The organism is Pigmentiphaga aceris, assembly GCF_008119665.1.
GTDB lineage: Bacteria > Pseudomonadota > Gammaproteobacteria > Burkholderiales > Burkholderiaceae_B > Pigmentiphaga > Pigmentiphaga aceris.
Genome location: NZ_CP043046.1, coordinates 1,728,448 through 1,751,182, shown reverse-complemented (window position 1 = coordinate 1,751,182; position 22,735 = coordinate 1,728,448). Strand labels below are relative to the sequence as shown.

Here is a 22,735-nt window from a genome sequence, read left to right as displayed (position 1 = left end):
GTTTACCTCTGCACCGCCAACAGCGACCACAGACCATCGATACCAAGACTGTCTTGGGTTAGAAGCGGTCCTGGAGCCTGGCGAGTCGATGCGTAATGGTCCTTACAGGAGACGGAACGTGGTCACCTAAGGGCAGCGGAAGCAACGCGGCCCCTAAGTCCGGCCGCATTTTGTCTAGGCATAGTGAGCTTCTCTGATTGCCACGGTCTGCGAACCCGGTTATCACTACGCAATCCTTAGCTCCAGACCGGAAACATGCCTTGACCCATACGCCGCGAAATCTTCCCGCCACTGACCGAATTGGGGGCGGTGGCGCTGCGACCAGTGCTGGCATTCGTTTCGAGCAGCAGCTCGGAGCGCTGTTCTCATCCTGGATACTGGCAGGCGATCGGTTTGATGACAGCTTCCGTCTTGGCGCTGCCATGCCGGAATGGATCCGATTCGAAACCGAGGCTCCGGTCGACGACCTGCTGATCAAAACCAGCGACGGCGGCTACGTCGCAGTGCAGGCAAAAACATCTGCAAGCCTGAGTGAGGAGCCAAACTCACCACTGAGCAAGACGATCATGCAGTTCGTTCGCCATTGGTTTGTCGCTCGGCAGGGCGACGGTTCAATGGGGTGGAACCGGCCGCTCGATCCCGCCCGCGACCGGTTGGTGCTAGTTGTGAGTCCCCAGGCCTCAGGCCAGGTTAGAGACCACCTACCGGCTGCACTCCGCCTTGTCGCCCAACCTGGCGGAGGGGCACTTAACCAAACACAGCAACAGGCGTTTCAGGTGTTCTCTAACTTGGTCGAGCGGGCCTGGGCGAGTATCACCATGAACCCGTTCGACACTAACCTGCTGCGGGAGTTGGCGAAGCTAGTTGCCGTCGTCACCTTTGACGGCGCTCAAGGCTATGCAGTGGCGGGCGGGTCCCTTATCAAGGCCTTCGGCATGGACGTGGATGCCGCAACCGCCTTCACAGCCCTATCCGATCTTAGCGGCCAGCTGATGAAAGACCGCGGTGGTGGTGACCTCCCCACGTTGCGGCAATTACTCGCCCGCCGGGGCGTCGTGCTCAGCGCGCCTCCTGAATATCGCACCGACATTGAGGCCCTTAAGCGGCACTCCAAACGCATAGCCGAAGCACTCAGTAGCTATGAGACGATCGAGGTAGCCGGTGGCGCGCCGCTGTCTGTGCGCCGCGACTGCCAAGCCGCAATTGAAGCCGCAGTGCGCAACGGTCCGCTGCTGATCATAGGCGAGCCTGGGGCCGGCAAGAGTGGGGTTCTGAACGCTGTTGCTCGCAAACTAAGCAACGACGGTGCAGATATCCTCCAACTCGCTGTTGATCGCTACTCGATCGAGAGTCTCGAAGGCCTAACTGCTGAGCTTGGATTACGGCACCCACTGCTCGATGTGCTCGAGGCTTGGGACGGACTGGAGCCAGCCTACCTCATTGTTGATGCACTGGACGCGACTCGCGGCGGTCGCGGTGAGGGCGTCTTCCGCGCACTTATCGAACGAGTTGTAGAGCGGAAAGGACGCTGGAATGTTATCGCGTCTATCCGCAATTTTGACCTGCGCATGGGTCAGCAGTTCCGTGCGCTGTTCAAAGGCACACCGCCGGATGTGTTACTTGCGGACCCTTCTTTCGGCCAGATCCAGCACATTCAAGTGCCTCCCTGGACCAAAGTCGAATTTGACCAACTCCTCCAGCAATCGCCAGCATTGGCAACATGTCTTGCAAAGGCACCACCGCGACTTCGCGACTTGGCGATGGTGCCGTTCAATACCCGGCTGCTCAGTGAGCTGATCTCAGCTGAGGCGGTTAAACATCTGGACGAAGTTGCGTCTCAAGCCGACCTGTTGCGTCTCTATTGGGATCACCGAGTAGAAGGTCACGGATTACCAGCGAAGATCGCGCTTAGCCGTGTGGTTCAGCTAATGGTCCAGGCGAGAGCGCTTCGCGCACCTACGCTCCACGCGGCGGGTGACAACCCGGCCATGATCGACACCCTATGCAAAGAGGGGGTGCTAGTTGTCGTTGATAGCCAGCGGTGGGTGCAGTTTAGACATCACCTACTCTTCGACTACGCAGCCGCGCGACTGGCCCTCGATCCGAACGCTATCGCCAGCGATGCCTATAAGTTCAGCAAGAGTGAGGCTCTGGGACTAATGCTGTCGCCAGCCCTCGGATTCGTGCTGCGCGAAGTTTGGGAGTCTGAGATTGATCATGCGCGTTTTTGGAGCATCCTCGGCACCCTGATCAACGACGAGCACGGAGACCCGATTATCCGTAGCACAGCCGGGCGTTTGGGAGCAGAGTTTCCTACTTCGGCACAAGATTGCCTTTGGTTAGGTAATCGAGCTATCGCGGGGGATAAGATCGCACCTAAGGCGCTGTCACATATTACTGGCGCCTTTGTCGTGAGACTCCAGGACGAGAAGCAATTCCCTTTGGAGCCGTGGGCTCATCTAGCCGATTGCCTAGCGACAGCCCCGGCGACGGTGGCGAGCACCCTTCGCTTCCTACTTCACAATCTTATCGGACGAATTAACGATGCCGGGTTAACGCAGATGTTAGGGCGGGCCGCGCGCGCGCTCTTGGCGCACGGGCTAGCCCAGCCTGATCCAGGCTTTATCGTGAGGTCCGCCATTGATTTCGTTATCGCAACCTACGGCACCGATACCGAAGCCTCGCGAGCCCTGCTAGTCCAGATCTTCGACCGCAATCGACTGGATCGGTTTGGACATCAGGAAGTGCCCGCGGTTTGCCACAAAATTGCGGCGGTCGGCGACGTCGACCCAGAGTTCGTTACTGACATCTACCGGGTAGTGTTTGACTACGAGGTTACGGAGGATCGCCAGACCCAGATCAGCCAAAGCCAAATCCTGAACCTAACTTCGAACGCCCGGCAGGATTACGGGATGGCACGGTGGTCATTGGGCGAATACTTGCCCAAATTTCTACAAACCCACCCACGAGCCGCAGTCCGCGCCGTCGTCACGGCAGTTGAAGGCTACGTCGCTCGCGAGCATGCTCCATCCGAAGACACATGCGACATCGAGCTTGAAGTCAGTGGCCGATCAATCCGTTTGCGGGAAGACCGCAGCTACATCTGGGCACATGACCCAAACAGCCGGTACGGCCGGGATGCGGAAAGCCTAGTCTCAAAGTTGCGCGCGCACCTCAAATTCGCCACGGAGACCGAAGCTCTGGTCTTGATCGACATCTTGATCAACGAAGCGTCGTTCGCAATTCTTTGGTCACGTATGTTCCTCTGTGCCGTCGAGCGCGCCGATGGCCTGGTAGACAAGCTCTGGGCCATTGCTGTGACCGAACCCTTTCTTGTCCTCTCCGACACCCGCAAGGACGCAATTGATCTCGTCGCGATAGGCATCGGCCGACGGTCAGCGCAGGAACGACAGACTTTCGAACGGACTGTGCTCGGCTTTGACTTCTCGCGTTTCAAACATCCAATCGAGGTACGCCGGGCCTTCCTGGAACGCCTTTTTTCGGCAATCGGTCGTGACCAACTTGTCACCGACGAGGCGCGCCGGATCTTCGAGGAAATACCCCAAGACCAGACCACCACAAATGAGCGGCTCTTCGTCGTTCGCACCCTGGCTGGCACTCCTGAGGATTTTCACTGGCTCGAAGGCCTAGACAAGGAAGCGCCAGAAAACTCGCGAGTTATTGACGCCATCAACATCGCGAAGAAACTCCTCCGGCTCGAGGCGCAATCGGAAGATGTAGCAGTGGCCTCCCTCGAGGACTCACTAGCCGCCCTACAGGCCATACGAAACTCCCTTGCCGGCAATGCGCCACATCCCGGTCTTCAGCGGAGCGCAGAGGCGGTCATTGGCCAAGGCTGTGATGTCATCGTATCGAAACAGCTGTTGGTATCGAAGGAGGCACCTCCAACACCGGAGCAAGACGCGACGTTTATAGCGCTTCTAGACATTGCTGGTAGGTCCGAGAGCCCAGCGCTGGGCGCTGAGACGGAAGCAAGTTTTGAAGAGTCTGCCTCTTGGGGCAGCCCCGCAGCGCGGGTCGAAGCTGCGCAAGCCTATTGGAACCTATTCGCACAACGGGCGGACCTCTACCCCGAGCTGATGCCGCGCGCGAGGGAGTTGCTGTCTGACAGCCATCCCGCAGTCCGGCTTAACGCCTCGATGCGTCTCGTCAAAATTTGGGACCTCGATCGGGATCAATTCTGGCGGCTTCTGGCAGACCGCCTAACCCGCGAACCCAACTTGACCATCATCGAACACCTGCTTGGCGACGTCATCTCAAAGTTGATCCACGCTGATCAGCAGCGGAGCTTAGAGTTGCTGCTTTTTCTGTTGCAGCGCGAGTCCCCCGGGTCAGATCGAGAACGCCGGCTGTACAAAGCTATCGCAGATAAACTCGCCGTCCTTTGGGTCGCCTACCAAGCTAAGGAAGCAAAGCTCGTTCTCGACCGATGGTCAAGTGCGCCATGGCAGCATGCCGAAGAGGTAAGGAGGGTCCTGAGCAGCCTGCGCGACGCCATTGTTGCTGGGGCAGGCGAGATCCCCGACAAGGACGCTGATGTCCGCCAGCGCGCTCAGGCGCTTTTCTCGGACATCGTTAATGCCGCGAACTCCCGGCTTGCGGGGAAGATATCGGACGCGGACTCGCACGCCGCCGCGGAGGTGCAGGAGTGCGCGCACCTCATCAACACCGCGGGTATGGAAATGTTCTTTGCGATCGACGCAGGTTCTAGTCGACGGCTCGGCAACACGGCGCTTTGCCACGCGGATCTCAATGTGTTCCTCCAGGAAAACACCGACCTCCTCAAGCGGATTGGCAAATATGCGCACCCGCACACGACCTATTACTTGCTCCAACTTGTAGAGCGCCTTGTTGAAGTGGACGCAGAGGCCGCCTTCGATTTGGCGGCCAGCCTTTTGCTAGGTGGCAGCCGATCGGGCTATGAACACGAGTCTCTTGGCGTAGACCTTCTTGTTCGGCTGATTGGTGTATTCCTCGCAGACCACAAGGAAATTTTCGAGGATTCGACTCGGCGTGCGGCCCTCGTTGACTGCCTAGAGATTTTCCTAGAAGTAGGATGGCCGGAAGCGCGACGCCTGCTTTATCGCCTGCCGGAACTGATCCAGTGAACCGGCTAGCGCTTCAAAACCTCTTCAAGCGAGATCTTGACGACCTCCTCAATGCGGTCGAGTGGGAACTTACAAGACTGCGAGATCCGTTCGCCCACCCCGACCCGGACCGCCGTCCCCATGAACACGATACGCGGCTGATCTTCGTCGATAAACTGCTGGATCATCTCGGATGGCGACGCGGCGCAGGGGGCAATGTGCTTGAGGAGGCCCGTCTCCAGGCCGACACCACGAAGTTTATGGACTACGTCGGAGTCGTCGATATTTCTGGCTCCCCTCTCCTGCTGGTCGAAGCCAAAGCTTGGGACAAGCCTGCGATTTCGGCTCGTGGAGATGGTCAGTATGCCAGCGAAGCCGCATTGCTCGTTGTTGCAATCCAGCATATTCGCGATGGGAAGAGCGCCGATACATCGCCGGTTATCGCTGAGTGGGACAGCTATCTGCGCCAGGTCAGCGGCTATGTAAAGACTATCAAGGAACAGTATTTCCATGACTTGCCTAGAGCTGTAATCATTAGCGGTGAGTGGATGGTTGTGTTCAGTGCCCCAGTGCAAACCTTCCTGCGCGCCGGACGGCCAGATGACATTGCGATATTCCCTCGGTCACAGTTCAAGGCGCAGGCGGAACACATTTTCGAGCTTCTCCATCGCTCGGCGCTCACTCAAGACGCACCAGTGCCTTTACGTCCCGCGCAACTTCGGCAGTTCCTGGAGCTGAGCGATGTCGAGGGAGCATTTCAGGGCGTGCATGTTCACTACGAGCGAACCGGCAGCAAACTGTTCGCTCGTCGACCGCGCATCCTGATCTATCCAGCCCTGTTCGTTGCTCGTAAAGACAACGCTGTCTTTACCGTAATCGACAATGACACCGCCGTCGAACTCGACTACAGACAGGATAATGGTGGCGTAGAAACACTGAGTCCGCATTTGGATGAGATTCGTGCGCGTGGCGCCGCGCTGATTGCAGCGTGTGGAACAGAGCTTGGCGGTGTGCTTTCGTCAGCCGAGCTTTCGGCGTTTCCCGGTTTCCGTCGCGGCGATTTATCAAAGGCGCCAGTCGGCGGACTTACGGAACCGGACGAATGGCTTGTCGCCACTGGCAGCGGGATGCATTTTCTCCTTGAAGAGCCCCGTGTCCAAGGATGCCGCTTCCATAGCTGGGCCGAATGCGGGGCCGACGCCGCAATGCAATCGGCCATCAGCGTTCGCTCAGTCACCCCCCCGGCATTCTTTGTGGATTCCCAGCGTCATCACTGCGCGCACCAAGTCGTTCAGGACCGTCGCGCAGAGCGGTGCCTCATCCAAGCCATTGACAGCCGGACCTGCTGCCAGGCCTGTGTATTTTTTGAGCGGTGCTGGACACAAGAAGAGCGGGTTGCTTTGCCCTGTGGCCGCTAACGATGTTACCGCTTCCGTAGCAGCATTGGCCTGGCCACGGCTGTGGTTAGAGTAACGCGTTGTTCGATCAAACGTGCAGATTGACTTAGCACCGTATGCCGCAGGCGGACGCTCTCAGCATCGCCAAGCTCCTGTCCCCTTACCGGCACTCTTTACCGGCAATACGTGCCGGTAACAAAGCTAAGTCATTGAAATATATAAGTGTCTTTACCGGCACCCGCTCATCAAAAACTGCCGGTAGGCACAGTTGGACCCAATACCCGACATCCAAGCGGGCAACGGATCCATCATGCACAAGCAAATTGCCAATCGCGGTGTTCGCGCCAAAGAAGGCGCCACCATTCTGGGCTGCGGCCAGTCGACGTTCTGGCGCTACAACTCCACGCGGCCTGACTTTCCCCGCCCGCGCAGCCTGTCCGCACGCATGACAGTCTGGGATGCTGACGAACTCATCGCCTGGCGCGACTCGCAGATTCGCGCGCCCCGCCGCTCGTAACTCCTCCCCTGCCGCGCTTCCAATCCTGCCAGCTTGCGCAGGACGAAGCGCGCCATGGCGACCGGAGTCTATCGGCAAACGGGGCCGAGAGCAGAGACGGGAAATCGCACGCGTTGTGCGATCCTCAGCCTAATCCCATAAACGTTCTGGCCGGTCGCCAGAAATGCGCACAGAAGCATGCCCATGCGCGACTTGAGTTCTTGCCGTCAATCTGCCCTCGGTTCGTTCCGGGGGATCGCGAGATAGCGGTGGACTGGACAAGGGGCGGCGATGCCGTGACATCGAAAGCCAGTCCTGTGAGATTGATCCGAAGGCGATCTCATGCCGATGTGACGCAACCGACCGACGGGCTCGCGCTTGGCAAATGAACCCAACCCTGCAGAGGGTTGGGGGTTCTTTTGCCTCTGCTCAGCTCCCTCTCTCTGGGCTCAGTGATAAACCGAATAGAGCAATCAGGCTGAACACATGACAACACCTCGAAAGTCGGTCGTAGATGAGCAAGCTGAGCTACGTCGACGGTGGAAGCAAGCTGTTCGCGAAATGCATCAGGAAGATGACGATAGTTGCGACATCAACCTGACGAACGCAACCCGCACTGACTGGCAGCAGTTCTCCGGCCTCATGTGCGGCGCGACGAGCAAGCGGACAGGACAACCCTGTCGTCGCAAAGACCTTTTCGCATCAGGGCGCTGCAAGTTCCACGGCGGCATGTCCACCGGACCCAGGTCAGTAGCGGGGAAAGAGCGATCAGCTCGTAATGGAGGTTCGACTCGACAGGGGCAGGTAGGAGCGAATGGGCAGCCGTCGAACGAACCCCATGAAGGGTTAACAAATCCTAAGGTTTGAACCGAAAATCGCGCACATCGGAAGTAACGTCTTTCACTGCCAAGGATAGCCTCGAGCAAGCGCCCCTAGGCCCCTACTACCCCCTAGGCGAAAGCCGCGCCAGGAGCTCTTCTTGGTCTGCCATAGGCAGAAGCGGAAATGCGGCGATTAGATGGGCCAGACGATCGTCGTGAGCATAGAAGTAAGCCAAGGGAACCCCCAAGGCACCCGCGAGGCGCTCGGCGGTCGCAATGTCCGCCTGATGCACACCGAGCTCGTAACGGTTGATGCGTGTGCTGGCCACAAACTCATCCAGACCAATGGCCACGCCCAGTTGCCGCTGCGACATGCCCGCAGCCATGCGTGCGGCCTTCAGGCGCAAACAAAAAACACTTGGCTGGGACGGGCGATTCGACATCGAAGCTTCGCTGAAGGCAACCGATGAGAATCGTTGTTTTCCCTCCCCCGATAAACTACGATTTCCGTAGCACTACGAATAACGTAGCAATAAAACTGTGGCAGCTTCATCAGCCCTCCATTCACCGACACCATTTGAAGAAGAAGACAATGGCTCGCAAGTACGTCATTACGCTGGTCCTGGCAGCCGCAGCCAGCGGCTGCGCCTCACCCAATTGGCAGAATCCTAGCGTCGCCCACCCTGAGCAGCGCGATCGGCAACTCGTGATCGACAACGGCTATTGCAAGCGAGTAGCAGCCGGCAGCGCGCCCATGCCTACTGTGCAGGTCGCCAACTCAAGTCCACAGGGGTATGCGGTATCTGGCACTGCGACGACGTATGGCAGCTATGGACAGGTGACGAGCAACTATCGAGGCACCGTCACACCGACCACGAGTCCTGGCGCATCTTTTTCCGGGGGGTTTGCACAGGGCGCAGGCGTAGGAGCCATGATGAGGGCCAAGCGGGACCAGGACGAGATCCACAAGTCGTGCATGTACTCGCTTGGTTGGTACGACCAATGAATATGGAAATGCTCGCCCTTACCTTCCACTCGCAGCGCGAGGCCCTGATACTTACCGGAGAGCGGCCATGAAAGCCATTGCGGGCTTACTCGTGATTGCTGGCTACATCTGCTTTGCCCTGGGCTCGTTCATCAGCATCGGATACGCGGCCTACCTCTTCGGTCCAGGCGACCTTAAACCTGGCATGGCGATCTGGGGCGGCTTCCTGTTATGGATCAAGCTGATGGGTTGCGGTTTGCTGAGCATCGTTCTAGGCGCAATCGCGAGCAGATAGCCGGGAAACGTAGGTGCGGCCCATATCCCTCGGCCGCAGCTTAGTCCTCCATGCGAAACGCATGGGTTTTAGTCTGGATTACCTCACGTTTTGAGCCGTCGACCTATGTTGCGGCAAGGCTCGTCGACTGGTCTGCGGGGGAACGGCAGTGCGATGGTCGCCACAGGAAAGATGCCCCCGCAAGCCGCTCGGAACCGAGATGCGCCACATGGGGCACGGCGCGAGCCAGTGGCATTGCTTAAGCAAGCCGTTCGTATGACCGCTGTTGGGGTGAAGATGCCAACAAATTCGTCGACGAGCTGACGGTGCGGCAAGAGTTATTGCAGCCCATGTACTCACACAGCACCCGGAGGGGTGTAGGCTCGATGAAACCACGGGCATCTAGCGCGCAGCTACGCGGCTATGCGGAGCCATAAAAAGTGTCTCCGCGCGTGCACTCCAACGTGTTCAGCTGGAGCCAACCAAGGTGCCATATGCACCCGCAGTAAAGGCGAGAAAAAGCAGCATTTCCGTCCCGGCTTGCGCCGCCACTTCGGCAGGCGGGATATCCCATGCATCAGACTTAGGAATTCCGACAGCGGCGACTAGGCCAAGGCCTGCGCCGCCCAATTGCAATGCAGTGGCTACGACCTTGGATACGTCAAAGCAAAGACTCAATGCGACCGCAGTAATCCCGCCCAAAATCACCGCGATGAATGCACCCCAGAATTTACGGTCAAGGGCTCGCGCAAACTTTGCATCATGACTGTTGATGCCGGCTTCAGCATCTTTCCCTTCAGCCTCGGCCTGACGCCCGAGAGCTTCTGAGTAAGCACGGGAAGAACAGATGATGCAAAGAAAGCGTAGAGCATTGCGGATCCATCCTGTCAGCCAAGCTCGAGTCGGTGTGGGCGGCGGAAGTGAGGGGCCTGATAGCATCATCGGTTCGACCTGCGGAAGTCGCTCAATGAAAGATGGCGTTGCTAGCCCATTGCCAGGAGCTGAGCACGATTGATATCGCCCACTTTACGGCTCTTCGTCTGACTCTAAAGGTGACGGCGAATCTTGCTCCGTCGGCGACCTATGGCGCACCACCATTGACCAACATGAAACGATGACCGGTTAAGTAGACAAGCCCGATGCGATAGGCAAACTGGAAGCGTCGTCAGCCGGGTCAGCAGTACACTGACCAGTCGGTCGATGTTTCGGCCAGCGGTTATAGCCGATCTGCGGATCGTTGGATCGCAACTCGCGGATCAAGGCTACCTCGCGCTGGTTCACTTCTACATCATCAGCGCTCGCCGACTCCCAAAGAATCGTCTTCCGAATAGTGAAGTCGCGCATTTGCTCCGTGGTGAAATCAGCGCGTAGCGTCGCCTCATGCACCGACCCAAAGTAGCTTAGGCTTCCCGTCAAATCCTTGCCGACATAGATCTTGCCGTTTGGGTACGTGATCTTGTAGATGTGCTTCATAACGGGATTCCATGCTGGGCTAGCCCCAGGCCGCGCTCGAAATGCATGAAGCCTACACAGCGCGGTTGGGTCTGGGACGCGCGCTCGCTGCTGCCAATTGGTAAAGGAACGATAGAGCCGATGCGCCATTGCTCTACATCAGCGATGGTGACAGGCCGTAGACTCGGAGGCGCCATGAAAATTGACTACCTGGGGTATCTGATCGAACCGGTTGCCTAGCTAAGCAATACAACGCGTGGCTGGCGAGGCCAGGTGACGATATCACGCCCGGGGGCCGCAAAATTTCTCACCTTCGATGTGGTCGACCTGCACGCTAGCGAACAGAATGCAATCAACGCGTCGCTCATGTATGCGCAGAACCTGATACTGGACTATCGAGGCAATCCGACAGGGCCGCTAACTCCCTTGAATGAAGGCACGTCGGGCATCCAGAACAGTCCCGCGCAACATAATCACTACGACGGCGTACAACTTTGGCACGGTGACTAGCCGCCCCCAGGGCAACACTGAATCTAAGTGACGAATGAGTCGGCGGCTCGTCGAGCGGACCCGGTGTTGGGCCTTGATTCACTGAAGAGGGTTGATCGAGCGGTTCACCACCTTGTTGGAAGCGCGCGCTGCAGCAAAGAACATACGACTCATAGTGCTCAAGGCCTGGCGCACAAGGCCGCGTGCGGCTTGACTCATGCTCTGACCAAGCCATGACTAGGGCACGCCCCCTCCGCCGGCAGTCGTTCCAGCAAGCGTCACTGAGCCCACATCCTTACGCGCCATCTGGCGAATAGCGGGCACGCCCAGCTAGTATTGGCGACCATCATCTCGCGCCATCAGAGCACATGAACCAACACCTCAAGGCAGCTGTCACTGAGCTTTCTAACAAGCAGATTGGCTTTTATGCGAGTCACGAAGGCCCCTCGGGTCAAGTACACGTACATCTCAGTCCCGATCAGGTATTGGCATACGCGGCCGACCCCGTTGGCTACCTTGCCAAGCACTACGAAGTCAGCAAAGAGAATTACTTGGCTTGGCACTCCTCCGGCTATAGCGTCAAGTGCTCAGCTCGAACGAAGCGCGGAAGGCCGTGCATGGCACTCGTGCCTGGACTCTCAGCTGTTCAAGCACCTAAAACTTGGGCGGAAGGGCTCAACGGACGCTGTGCCATACATGGCTAAGAACCCAGCAGGCGCCATCGGGCTTGAAGCCCAGCACATAGAAGCAGATATCGCCTCAGCTTTGCCCGACTGCTATTTCTGCTGAGTCTTCGCCCGAAGCTGCGCATGTGAAGCTAAGGTCAGGTCCTTGTCACGTAACGCAAGCTGCGCCAATGCCCTTTGCATTGCCGCGCGAGCCTCGGCTGATGTGATATTGCTGACAGGTTTGGGTTTCTTGTCAATGGGCTCAATCACTGATCTCTCCACATGGATCAACCGTCGGAGCATTAGGCCTATAGCTGGGCCTATTTTTCGCCCTACCGCCTGGAGACCCTCATAAATACTAGGCCCTTGGCGGAGAGTGTGAGATTCGAACTCACGGACAGTTACCCGTCGGCAGTTTTCAAGACTGCTGGTTTAAACCACTCACCCAACTCTCCATCCCGTCTGCGAAGCGCGCTACGCGTGCTTCGCAGGTAAGCCCGACATGATACGCGAAATTTTGCCTAGTTTCCGAAGCCGGACGAACGTGTGCGCGCTTCGCGGATCAGGTCGCTTGCTCGTTCGGCAATCATCACCGTAGGCGAGTTGGTGTTGCCCGAGGTGATGAAGGGCATGATCGACGCGTCCACCACGCGCAAGCCTGCGATGCCGTGTACACGCAGGTGGGCGTCTACCACTGCGCGGGGGTCGTTGGCGCGGCCCATTTTGCAGGTGCCGACGGGGTGGAAGATGGTGGTGCCGATAGAGCCTGCGGCGGCGGCCAGTTCTTCGAAGCTTTGGAATGATGCGCCGGGCAAATATTCTTCGGGCTTGTAGGCGGCCAATGCGGGGGCTTGCAGGATCTGCCTAGTCAGGCGGATGGCTTCGACGGCGACTTTGACGTCTTCCTGGGTGGACAGGTAGTTGGGTGCAATGTGGGGCGCTGCTTTCGGGTCGGGGCTGCCTACGTGCACGCTGCCGCGTGAGCTGGGTTGCAGGTCACAGACCGATGCGGTGAAGGCGTTGAAGGCGTGCAGGGGCTGGCCGAATTTTTCCAGTGACAGTGGCTGTACGTGGTATTCCAGGTTGGCCCGCGTACGCGATGGGTTGCTTTTGGCAAACGCACCAAGCTGCGAGGGGGCCATGCTCATGGGCCCGCTGCGGTTGAAGGCGTAGCGCATGCCGATCAGCAGTTTGCCAAGCTTGCTGGCGGCAATCGTGTTCAGCGTCTTTGCTCCGCCGATCTTGTAGACGGTGCGCAGTTGCAGGTGGTCTTGCAGGTTCTCACCGACGCCGGGCAGTTCGTGGGTGACGGCAATGCCCAGGTCTTTCAGGCGGCGGCCTTGGCCTACGCCCGACAGTTCCAGCAGTTTGGGGCTGTTGATGGCCCCAGCCGACAGCAGCACTTCGCCGCCGCTGCGCACGCGCAGGTGCGCAGATTCGCCGTTGACGTTCACCACCACACCGGCGCAGCGCCTGCCGGTGAAGCCCAGGCGCTGGACTTCCACGCCGTGCATGACGGTCAGGTTTTTGCGGTCTTTGATGGGGCGCAGGAAGGCTTTGGAGGCGTTCCAGCGGAAGCCACCTTTCTGGTTCACGTCGAAGTAGGACACGCCGAAGTTGTCGCCACGATTGAAGTCGTCCACACGCGGAATGCCGGTTTCTTCGGCGGCTTTGGCGAAGGAATCCAGGATGGGCCAGGACAGGCGTTGCTTGTCCACTTTCCATTCGCCGCCTTTGCCGTGAAATTCGGTCGCGCCACGGTAGTGGTCTTCGCTGCGCTTGAAGAGCGGCAGCACGGCGTCCCAGCGCCAGTCCGGGTCGCCGGTGACTTCGGCCCAGCGGTCGTAGTCTTCTCGTTGTCCTCGCAGGTACAGCATGCCGTTGATGGACGAACTGCCGCCCAGCACACGACCGCGCGGGTAGATGAGCGAACGGCCGTTGAGCCCGGCTTCCGCCTGGGTTTTGTACATCCAGTCGGTACGGGGGTTGCCGATGCAGTACAGGTAGCCAACTGGAATGTGAATCCAGTGGTAGTTGTCGAGGCCGCCGGCCTCGAGCAGCAGGACACGCACAGTGGGGTCGCTCGACAATCGATTGGCCAGCACGCATCCTGCAGTGCCGGCGCCGACGATGATGTAGTCGTAAGCGAGGTCGTGTTCCGACATGCAAGCCTTGGAGATATTCTTATAGTGGGCAACAGGGATCCACATTAAGTCTAGCCCGAGCGTGCAGCGCAAGTCCTCCAGCTAATGGATGAGGTCGGTGAGATTAAGGGTGATTATGTTAGCGGTGGTGACCATCGCCGTGATGCGAGCCAGACCAGGCCATCACCACCTGGTCTGCTGGCGCGTTCAGCCTAGGGATTGCCCGAAGCCTGACGCAGAATCGCGGACATGGCCGCCATGTTGGTCGAAATATGGTTCTCGCCGGGAAGTTCCTGATAGCGGGTGTGAATGCCTTGCTTGGCGGCACGCGACAACATGACGTTCATGGTCTGCGCATTGGACAGCATCACGGCTGAACGGTCGGGATGGCTGGGCAGTTCTTGTGGGGACACCGCCAGGTACACGTCGATGCCGGGGCCACCTGCGGGTTTCACCAGGGATGGCAGTCGCGCTTCCGCTTCTTTCAGCAGGCGGGCGTCGTCCCACCAGATCGAGGGGCTGATGGCCGCATAGCTGCGGAACGCGTCGGGGCGGCTCAGCAATGCGTGCAGCGTGAAGTAGCCGCCAAGCGAGTGCCCGGACAGGGACTGTCGCGCGGGGTCGATGGCATAGCGTCTGGCCAGTGCGGGGCGCAGTTCATCGACCAGGAAGCTCAGGAACGCATCGGCACCGCCCGGTTTGGCGCGCAGTGCCGCGAACTGGGCGGAATCACTGCCGTTGGCAACTGGCAGGAAGTCGAAGCTGCGGCGTTCGCCATTCAACAGGTATTCGCCTGGGTATCCTACCCCCACCACCATCACGGGCTGCACCCGGCTCATGGACGCAAACGAAGACTGGCCGCGCATGGTGCTGGCGGCCGAGACGAAGTAGGCGTTGCCATCAAGCAGGTACAGCACCGGGAAGCCCTCGGCAGGCGGCTTGCCCTCGGGGACGGCCACAAAAATCTTGTAGTCCTTGCCCTGCGAGGATTGCATCGAGAATTCGTAGGCACCCGGCAAGGACATGGGCGTGGCGGTGCCCAGCGCGTCGGTGTGTGCGGCGGTCGTTTTATCAGGTGTGCTGACGGGGTTCGGTGCGCCTGTGCTGGCGACGTTGGCACCGTGGCCGCAGGCGGTCAACAAGGCCGCGCCGGCAAACAGCGGAAGCCATCGACCGGTGTGCGTCAGCATGCGTGCGAGTTCTGCAGTGCGATTGTTCATGTAGCTCATCAGGATGAAATCTGTTGCGCCGGATTGTGGGCCAAACATGATAATGAAAATCGTCCGCATGTAGCTGCGTGCCGCAATCTTGCTTATGCCTGCGCTGATCCGCCCGTGCTCCACAGTTGCTGCACATAGTGTCGGTAGAGTCGCGCCCCATGCGCATGCCCTCCCCTCGCCTTTTGCTCTGCGGTGCCCTGTCAGTCGGGGTGCTGCTGGGCTGCTCGTCGCCCGAGCCGTTCAACGCCGTCACCGACGCGTTCGAAGACACCAATACCTTCACCCGCAACTACGCTGCCCCGCCCGCGCAAGCCTGCGAAGCGGCGCGGCGATCCTTGCTGAGTCAGGGCTACATCATCACCAGTTCGACCTCGTTGGCACTGACGGCGCGCAAGCATTTTCAGCAAAGCCGCGATCAGCATTACGAGATCGAATTCAATGTGACCTGCGTGTCTGATCGCGGACGCGACAGCACGGTGTTCGTCAATGCCGTGCAGCAGAATTACGTGCTGAAGAAGACCAATACCTCGGCCTCGGTAGGCGTGAGTGTGGTGGGATCGCTGTCGATGCCGATTGCCTCGGTAGACGATTCACTGGTCAAGGTGGGCAGCGCCACCATCACCCAGCCCGGGCTGTACGCGCGCTTCTTCGGCTTGCTGGAAGACTATCTGAGCACCAATGGTGGCGAAGGACTGGGCGGTTCGGACGCCACGTTGAATCCGCGCGTGGGGGATGTTCCGTCTTCGCCGGACAAGGCCAAGTTGGATGGAAGATGAAGGGTTCTGCTGGGTTGGCTGAACCCTGTTCAGGCAACCCAGCAGTTTCACTCGATCAGATCAGCGCGACTTCACACCCGTCACGCCGGCTCATCCACGCGCGGCACCGCTGCCAGCAACTTGCGCGTGTAGTCATGACGCGGTGCGCCCAGCACTTGTTCTGCGGTGCCAGCCTCGACGATCTTGCCGCCGTGCATCACCGCCACATCGTGCGCCAGGTATTCGACCACACCGAAGTTGTGCGTGATGAACAGGTAGGCGATGCCGAACTCGGCTTGCAGGTCGTTCAGCAAATTCAGAATCTGCGCCTGCACCGACACATCCAGCGCAGAGGTGGGCTCATCGCACACCAGCAGCCGTGGTTCCACCGCCAGTGCGCGCGCAATCGCAATGCGTTGACGCTGGCCACCGGAAAACTCATGTGGATAACGTGAACCAGCGTCGCTGCGTAAACCCACTTGATCCAACAGTCTGGCAATCCGCTGCGTGCGTGCGGATGGATCAAGTTCAGGATGCAAGGACGCGATGCCTTCATCCAGCACTTCGCCCACACGCATGCGCGGGTTCAGCGATGCATAGGGGTCTTGGAAAATGATCTGGATATCACGGCGCAGTCGGCGCATGGCACTGGTGCTGGCCGTCAGCAGGTCTTCGCCCGCCAGGCTTGCCTGACCGGTGACGCGGGTGCTGCTGTCGATCAGGCGCAGCAAGGCTTTGCCGGTGGTGGTCTTGCCGCAGCCAGATTCACCGACCAGTGCCAGGGTGCGCCCAGCTGCCAGTGAAAAACTCACGCCATCGATCGCCTTGATCCAGCCAACGGTACGACGCAGCAAGCCTTTGCGAATCGGGAAGTGCACGCGCAGGTCTTGCACTTCAAGCAAGGGGCCGGCAGGCGTGTCGCGCGGCGTCAGCAGTGGCGTCGAAACCGTTTGCACCACGGAGGTGACGGCGGTGCCGTCAGCGGAAACAGACCTTGCGTCCGATGCCGCATCTTCTGACGATGATTGCGTCTGCAATGCATCTGCCGACGCCCTATCTGCCGACAACGCATGTGCCGACAACCCCAGCGCCGACGGCACCGCAGGCGACAAGCCTTCAACCGGCAGCTCCGCAGTCACCGATTCCTGCGCGCCCGGTGCACTGTTTGCAGCAACCGCAGGCCGCGTGGCGTCCATCATCACAGACGGTGTCCACGCACCACTGCCCAGACGTTGCCCGCGCTTGGCGGTTCCCGGCAACACCGAGAACAAATGCCGCGCGTATGGGTGTTCAGGATTGGCAAAGAAGCGCTCGGCCGGGGCCGATTCCACGATCTCACCGCCATACATCAGCGCCACGTGGTGGGCCATGCGCGCGACTACGCCCAGGTCATGCGAGATCAGCAGCATGGCCATACCCAGATCTCGCTGCAGGTCTGCAAGCAGGTCCAGCACCTGCGCCTGAATGGTCACATCCAGCGCCGTGGTGGGTTCATCTGCGATCAACAACGCAGGCTCGGCGGCCAGTGCAATGGCGATCATCACCCGCTGCTTCTGCCCGCCCGACATCTGGAACGGGTAGTCGTCAATACGACGTGAAGGTTCAGGAATACCAACGCGTTCCAACCACTCGATGGCCTTGGCGCGAGCCGCCGCGCCGCGCAGGCTGGTGTGCGACACGATGGTTTCGATGATCTGGTCACCAACGCGCATCACCGGGTTCAGACTGGTGGATGGCTCCTGGAAGATGATGCCGATGCGACCACCACGCACACCGCGCATGGCTTGTTCGGACAGGTGATTCAGGTCGGTGCCGTCCAGCGCAAGCTGGCCGGCAACAATGCGCCCGGCGTCGGGCAGCAGTCGCAACAGAGACAAGGCCGTCATGGTCTTGCCGCAGCCGGACTCCCCCACCAGGGCGAAAGTCTGGCCCCGTGCGATGGTCAGCGACAAGTCGCGCACGGCCTGCACCAGGCCTTGCTCGCCATCCAGCGCCACACGCAGGCCACTGACGGCCAGCAAGGTGTCGTTGGCAGGTTCAGCAGAACCCGGGCGGGAATCGATGGTGCTCATGAGGCGCTCCCGTTGGCGGCAACCGGTGTCTTGGCCGCCTTGCCACCCAGCCATGCCGGGCGGAAACGACGGGCGCGCGGGTCGAAGGCATCTCGCACGGCATCGGCAAACAGATTGGCCGACAGGACCAAGGCCAGCATGAATACGAAGGCAGTCAGAATGTTCCACCACACCATTGGGTCACGGGACATTTCCAGTCGCGCCAGGTTGATCATCGACCCGAAGGAATTCATGCTGGGATCGACCCCCACGCCCAGGTAGGACAGCACGGCTTCGTACAGCACCAGGGTCGAGAATTCCAGCACCACGGTGATTAGCACGATGTGCATCACGTTGGGAAGCAGATGGCGGATCATGATTCGGGTGTGCGACACGCCGAATGCGCGTGCGGCCTGCACGTAGTCCAGTTCACGCAGCTTCAGTGATTCGGCACGCAGCAGTCGGCACAGGCCCGACCAACCGGTCACCCCCAGAATCGCGCACAGCAGGAACAACCGCAGGTCGGCACGTTCGGCACCGGTAGCGAACAGGTCCGGGTTGGTGTCGATGAACACCTGCACCATCAACACGCAGGCAGCAATCAGCAGCACGCCGGGAATCGAGGTCAGGGTGGTGTAGACGTACTGAATCAGATCATCTACCCAACCCTTGAAGTAGCCCGCCATCAGCCCCAGCGACAAGGCCAGCGGCAAGGTTGCAATGGTGGTCAGGCTGCCGATCACGATGGCGGTGCGCACGCTCTTGATCGCCTGGATCAACACGTCATTACCCGTGCGATCGGTGCCCAGCACGTGATAGCCAGACGACAAACCCGCCGCAATGCCACCGAGCAGACTGAGCACGGCAAAGGTCAACAACATGGCGCGCCAGGGCACCGCCGTGTGGCCCTGGGCAATGCCGGTCCAGGTATCACGCAGGTTCGAGCCTGAACGCTCGGCAAGAATTGCAGTCAATGCCAGCGCTGCCGTGAACGCCACCAACAAACCAAGCACGGCACCGCCCAGCGTGCGACGCGCCACGTCACCCACGTACTGTTTATCGGGATCGGTCAGATGCGCACCACCGTGACGCAGCCGGGGAAAGTCACGCACGGGCTTGCCGTCAATCAGCTCGGTTTCCTTGGAAAACTGACGAATCGCCAGCGGTGCGGAATAGGTCTTTTCCACCGCGCGCATGGGCTTCGCAAGCAAGGCGTCCAGCACCGACATGGTCACCGGTGCATAGGCCACTGCGGCACCCGGCGGGGCGTTCGGTGCGGGCGGCAAGCGTGGCCGGTAATGCAGCGAATCCAACACGGCAAGCAAGACAAAAACTACCAGCAACACGGCCGAACACATGGCGGGTGTATCGCGGGCGACACGCGCCCACGTGGCGCGCAAGGCGGGCGAGCGGCGTACATGCCACACGTACACGGCCGCACCCAACAGCACCAGCAGGAAGGCGACATCGGTCCAGAGCAATACCAGCTTTGGCATCGTGGCCCCTTACTCGAAACGCACGCGGGGGTCCGCGATCGTGTAGGAAATATCGGCGAGCAGCAGCCCGATGATGTAGAGCGTCGACCCAATGAAGGTCATGGCGCGCACGACCGCAAAGTCCTGTGCGTTGATCGCGTCCATGGTGTAGCTGCCCAAGCCCGGAATGCCGAAGAAGGATTCGGCAATCAAGCTGCCCAGGAACAGCAGTGGAATGGCGGAGATCGTGCTGGTCAGGATCGGCAGCGAGGCATTGCGCAGCACGTGGCGCAACAACACCACCCTCTCTGACAAACCCTTGGCGCGCGCAGTACGTACGTAGTCCTTGCCGATTTCTTCCAGAAACAGTGTGCGGTAGAAGCGGGCTTCCGGCCCCAGCCGCGAGATGATGCCGATCAGCACGGGCAAGGCCAGGAACTTCAGCATCGAGATGCCGCCTTCAAAGCCTGATAGCGGCACCAGGCGCAAGACTTTCGAGAACAGATACTGCCCGGCAATGATGTAGAACAGGGACGATATGGATAGCAGCGCCACACATAGCACTACCCCCCAGAAGTCCAGATAAGTGCCTCGGAAGAACACCAGCAGCAATGAGAACAGCACGCTGACCAGCACCCCGAGCACAAAGGTGGGTAAGGCCAGCGCCAGACTTGGCCCCACCCGTTCCGATACCTCGTGGGTGATGTCGCGCCCCGCGTCCGAGGAACCGAAATCGAACACGAACAAGGGCATCGAGCGCTCGAAGAACACGGTTTCGGTGAACTTGCCAGTGCCGCTTGCCGCCTGATTGATCAGCAGCGGTTTGTCGTAACCCCGCTCGATCTTCCATTTCTCGATGGCCTCGGTCGTGACACGGCGGCCGCCGATTGCCAGGCGTGCCATGTCATCGGGCGTATTGACCGCGAAGAACAGCAGGAAGGTGAAGAAGTTGACCCCGATCAGCACCAGAATGCCGTAGAGGATGCGGCGAATGATGTAGACACTCATGGCTCAGTCCGGTTGAAGGCGGTGGCGCGTTCGCGTCGGCGCAGCATGGCGACGGCGGGGACCACAGCAAGGACGCCCAGCAGGACGAGGATAAGCAGCGGCACCCAGATCGGGCGATTCCACTCGGCAATCTTGGTGGCCCGCAACTCGCTGTCGATCTTCATGTACTGCAGGTTGTTGCGGATCATCTGGGTGGGTTTGCCGTTGCCAACCCACTGTTGATACGCCCCGCCCGACTTCGGGAAGTAGCCGAACATCCATGCCGCGTCGCGCTGCACGATGGTCAGCATCTGGGCGATCACCTTGGCTTTTTCCGGGCCGTCTTCCAGGAATTTCATCTGTTCGAACAAGCGATCGAACTCGGGATTGGCGTAGTTCGATGCGTTCTCGCCGCCGTGCGCAGCCTTTGCATTCGGGCCGTAGAGCAGGAAAAGGAAGTTCTCGGCGTCGGGGTAGTCGGCGTTCCAGCCCCATAGGAAGATTTGCGCCACGCCGCGTCGCATCTTGTCCTGGAAACGGTTGTAGTCCGTGGACCGCACTTCCATCTGAATGCCCAGCTTGGCAAACTGCCGCGCCATCCAGTCGTACTGCGGACGCGCGCCCGCCGACACACCGCCCATGGCGTCGTAATTGATCACCAGCGGTTGCCCGGTCATGGCATTGCGGCCACCCGGATAACCGGCCTCGGCCAGCAGACGTTTGGCCTCATCCAGCGATTTGCGGCGCGGGCCATCCGCACCCATGTCGTAGACCTGCGGATTGGCACCTGCGGGCGGCGCCACGTAGCCCAGCAGGCCAGGCGGCAACGGGCCGTGCGCAACTTCAGCCTGGCTGTTCTCGAAGATGGCGACGTATTCTTCCCAGTCGTAGGCAATGCTGATTGCCTGCCGAAGCTTGCGATTTTTCTCGCGCTGCTCGGGGGTGTCGCCCTGCCCCACCACCGGATCAAGCCAATTGAAGCCGATATACCAATTCTGCGTCTCGACCGTGGTGGGCAGCTTCAAGCCGCGCTCTGCATACAGCTTTGCTTTTTCGGCGGAATCTTCTGCCGCGACCAGATAGCTCACGCCGTACTCGCCGCGCTGCGCTTCCGGCACGTCGTAATAGCCTTGCAGGAATTTGCCCTGCAAAGGCACCGCTTCTTTCTCGATGTGGAATTCGATCCGATCGATGAAAGGCGTGGGTTTGCCGCAATCGTCCAGCAGTCCTGCCTCGCGGTCCCCAGGTTCGCCTTCGCACGGATACGTCTCGCCGTGGAAGTTCGGGTTGCGGCTGAGCACGTGGCGACGATTGATGGCGTACTCGGTCAGCATGTACGGGCCAGTGCCCACCGGCCAGTAGTTCAAGGACAGGCTTTTTGCGGCCATGCCGGGCTGGCTGTAGAAGTAATCCGCTTCCCAGGGAATGGGCGCGAAGAAAGTCATGGCCAGCCAGTACTTGAACTGCGGGTACTTCCCTTTCACGCGAATGCGCAAGGTGTGCGGGTCGATGGCCTCCACGCCGGAAAAGCCGGTCTTGCGCAGATCGATCCACGGCAGATCACGCGTCAGCGGCGGCAGGCCTGCACGCTGGCTGCGGTCGATCTCGCGCAATTGGTCGCCGTATTCCTTCAGGCCGACGATGTACTCGGACAAATGCGCATACAGCGGCGACACCACGCGAGGCGATGCCAGCCGACGAATGGCATAGACGTAGTCGTCGGCCAGCAGTTCACGTGTGCCGGTTTCCGGGAAATCGGGAATGGCGTACTTGTCTTCCAGGTCTTTGGCCGCGAGCGCGTGGTAGGTGTACTTGCCGCTCGCATCCTTGGCGAAAGCCGGGTGTGGCTGGAAGCGCGTGCCGGGTCGAATTGGAATGTCGTAGACGCTTTGCGCCACCTGATCGCCCGGCACATCTGCAGCCAAAGGGTTGCCGGCGGCGTCAAGATACTGCGGCTCTGCCAGCTTGCTGGCGGCACGCGGAATCAGCTCGTAGGGGCGCTTCAGGTAGTGATACCCGTAGGGCGGCTCGTAGATCTGGTAGGTGTACGGCGTCTCGTCCGTCGAATACGAACTCGCCGGATCGAGATATTTGGGGGACCGGTTGGTGAACGCGGTATACAGCGTATTGCTTTTTTCGTCACCAGTGTGCGGGCTGTTCATGACCGAGTCGCCAGCGCCGCAAGCGGCCAGCAGACTGACGGTGGATGCGGCGATAAGTGCGGCTATTCCGCTGCGCATGGTTGCAAGACGCGCCATGCGCATCGGCCTACTCCTGTAGCGGGACGGGATCAGTGACTGGCAGGATAACAAAGCCTGAGCCAATCAGGGCTTAAGCACAGCTTGGCTTCTGCCGTTAGTGCGTCTATCGCACACGACAGCAAAGCGGTAATTACCGTGCCGAGGATGACGCT

Annotated in this window: 15 protein-coding genes and 1 tRNA gene; 6 read left to right on the top strand and 10 right to left on the bottom strand. The window is 59.7% G+C overall.

The genetic code is table 11. The features are described 5' to 3' along the window. Nucleotides 1-260: 260 nt before the first annotated feature. The 4 genes from FXN63_RS07315 to FXN63_RS27335 all read left to right on the top strand — a co-directional run bounded on the left by FXN63_RS07315 (nucleotide 261) and on the right by FXN63_RS27335 (nucleotide 7,868). Entirely contained in the window at nucleotides 261-5,129 is a 4,869-nt protein-coding gene (locus tag FXN63_RS07315) for an NACHT domain-containing protein (RefSeq protein WP_148814053.1), read from the top strand. After that, entirely contained in the window at nucleotides 5,126-6,526 is a 1,401-nt protein-coding gene (locus FXN63_RS07310) for an ATP-binding protein (RefSeq protein WP_148814052.1), read from the top strand. Before FXN63_RS07315 ends, FXN63_RS07310 begins: the two co-directional genes overlap by 4 nt. Nucleotides 6,527-6,815: 289 nt before the next feature. Further along, entirely contained in the window at nucleotides 6,816-7,022 is a 207-nt protein-coding gene (locus FXN63_RS07305; RefSeq protein WP_148814051.1) for a helix-turn-helix transcriptional regulator, read from the top strand. 465 nt (nucleotides 7,023-7,487) lie between these two features. Further along, complete coding sequence (locus tag FXN63_RS27335) at nucleotides 7,488-7,868, top strand: HGGxSTG domain-containing protein (RefSeq protein ID WP_148814050.1); 381 nt, start codon at nucleotides 7,488-7,490, stop codon at nucleotides 7,866-7,868. Nucleotides 7,869-7,944: 76 nt separating this feature from the next. Here FXN63_RS27335 and FXN63_RS07295 read toward each other — a convergent pair whose 3' ends face one another. Then, complete coding sequence (locus FXN63_RS07295) at nucleotides 7,945-8,265, bottom strand: helix-turn-helix domain-containing protein (protein WP_148814049.1); 321 nt, start codon at nucleotides 8,263-8,265, stop codon at nucleotides 7,945-7,947. A 630-nt stretch (nucleotides 8,266-8,895) separates the two neighbouring features. On the opposite strand from FXN63_RS07295, the gene FXN63_RS07290 reads away from it, so the two are divergent. Then, complete coding sequence (locus FXN63_RS07290; RefSeq protein ID WP_148814048.1) at nucleotides 8,896-9,102, top strand: hypothetical protein; 207 nt, start codon at nucleotides 8,896-8,898, stop codon at nucleotides 9,100-9,102. A gap of 447 nt (nucleotides 9,103-9,549) precedes the next feature. Here FXN63_RS07290 and FXN63_RS07285 read toward each other — a convergent pair whose 3' ends face one another. The 5 genes from FXN63_RS07285 to FXN63_RS07265 all read right to left on the bottom strand — a co-directional run bounded on the left by FXN63_RS07285 (nucleotide 9,550) and on the right by FXN63_RS07265 (nucleotide 15,054). After that, nucleotides 9,550-10,023: a hypothetical protein gene (locus FXN63_RS07285; protein ID WP_148814047.1), complete on the bottom strand. Its 474-nt coding sequence runs from the start codon at nucleotides 10,021-10,023 to the stop codon at nucleotides 9,550-9,552. Nucleotides 10,024-10,203: 180 nt separating this feature from the next. Next, nucleotides 10,204-10,554 carry a GIY-YIG nuclease family protein gene (locus tag FXN63_RS07280; RefSeq protein ID WP_148814046.1) on the bottom strand — a complete coding sequence of 117 codons (351 nt, stop codon included), beginning with the start codon at nucleotides 10,552-10,554 and terminating at the stop codon, nucleotides 10,204-10,206. A 1,503-nt stretch (nucleotides 10,555-12,057) separates the two neighbouring features. Further along, nucleotides 12,058-12,145, bottom strand: a tRNA-Ser gene (locus tag FXN63_RS07275). Between the two features lie 66 nt (nucleotides 12,146-12,211). Then, the gene (locus FXN63_RS07270) at nucleotides 12,212-13,855 is read right to left on the bottom strand and encodes a GMC family oxidoreductase (RefSeq protein WP_148814045.1); all 1,644 of its coding nucleotides are present in this window, start codon (nucleotides 13,853-13,855) and stop codon (nucleotides 12,212-12,214) included. Between the two features lie 191 nt (nucleotides 13,856-14,046). After that, nucleotides 14,047-15,054, bottom strand: coding sequence for an alpha/beta hydrolase (locus FXN63_RS07265; protein WP_187395141.1), 1,008 nt, complete (start codon nucleotides 15,052-15,054; stop codon nucleotides 14,047-14,049). Between the two features lie 158 nt (nucleotides 15,055-15,212). Here FXN63_RS07265 and FXN63_RS07260 point away from each other — a divergent pair, with 158 nt between their 5' ends. Further along, the gene (locus FXN63_RS07260) at nucleotides 15,213-15,830 is read left to right on the top strand and encodes a DUF2242 domain-containing protein (protein ID WP_148814043.1); all 618 of its coding nucleotides are present in this window, start codon (nucleotides 15,213-15,215) and stop codon (nucleotides 15,828-15,830) included. An 80-nt stretch (nucleotides 15,831-15,910) separates the two neighbouring features. Here FXN63_RS07260 and FXN63_RS07255 read toward each other — a convergent pair whose 3' ends face one another. From FXN63_RS07255 to FXN63_RS07240, 4 genes are read right to left on the bottom strand one after another with little or no spacing between them, the layout of a single operon-like run. Beyond that, entirely contained in the window at nucleotides 15,911-17,881 is a 1,971-nt protein-coding gene (locus tag FXN63_RS07255) for an ABC transporter ATP-binding protein (RefSeq protein WP_148814042.1), read from the bottom strand. Further along, nucleotides 17,878-19,356, bottom strand: a complete 1,479-nt coding sequence (locus FXN63_RS07250) for an ABC transporter permease (RefSeq protein ID WP_148814041.1) — start codon at nucleotides 19,354-19,356, stop codon at nucleotides 17,878-17,880. Before FXN63_RS07250 ends, FXN63_RS07255 begins: the two co-directional genes overlap by 4 nt. Nucleotides 19,357-19,365: 9 nt before the next feature. Then, nucleotides 19,366-20,343, bottom strand: a complete 978-nt coding sequence (locus tag FXN63_RS07245; RefSeq protein ID WP_148814040.1) for an ABC transporter permease — start codon at nucleotides 20,341-20,343, stop codon at nucleotides 19,366-19,368. Further along, entirely contained in the window at nucleotides 20,340-22,580 is a 2,241-nt protein-coding gene (locus FXN63_RS07240) for an ABC transporter substrate-binding protein (protein ID WP_425468671.1), read from the bottom strand. The genes FXN63_RS07245 and FXN63_RS07240 overlap by 4 nt, the downstream gene beginning before the upstream one ends. Between the last annotated feature and the right edge of the window lie 155 nt (nucleotides 22,581-22,735).